Annotated in this window: 1 rRNA gene; it reads right to left on the reverse strand. The window is 52.7% G+C overall.

The window, feature by feature from the left end:
- Positions 1 to 47: 47 nt before the first annotated feature.
- Positions 48 to 569: ribosomal RNA gene (locus WFK85_RS23420) — 16S ribosomal RNA — on the reverse strand; the annotation flags it as partial.

Below are 569 nucleotides of genomic sequence, written 5' to 3' on the forward strand. Positions count from 1 at the left end.
TCTATCAGACAATCTGTGTGAGCACTACGCGGGTTGTATCTTTTAGGTAAGGAGGTGATCCAACCGCAGGTTCCCCTACGGTTACCTTGTTACGACTTCACCCCAGTCATGAATCACAAAGTGGTAAGCGCCCTCCCGAAGGTTAAGCTACCTACTTCTTTTGCAACCCACTCCCATGGTGTGACGGGCGGTGTGTACAAGGCCCGGGAACGTATTCACCGTAGCATTCTGATCTACGATTACTAGCGATTCCGACTTCATGGAGTCGAGTTGCAGACTCCAATCCGGACTACGACGCACTTTATGAGGTCCGCTTGCTCTCGCGAGGTCGCTTCTCTTTGTATGCGCCATTGTAGCACGTGTGTAGCCCTACTCGTAAGGGCCATGATGACTTGACGTCATCCCCACCTTCCTCCAGTTTATCACTGGCAGTCTCCTTTGAGTTCCCGGCCGAACCGCTGGCAACAAAGGATAAGGGTTGCGCTCGTTGCGGGACTTAACCCAACATTTCACAACACGAGCTGACGACAGCCATGCAGCACCTGTCTCAGAGTTCCCGAAGGCACCAA

The sequence above is a fragment of the Cedecea sp. VD22 genome, assembly GCF_037150195.1.
Taxonomy (GTDB): domain Bacteria; phylum Pseudomonadota; class Gammaproteobacteria; order Enterobacterales; family Enterobacteriaceae; genus Cedecea.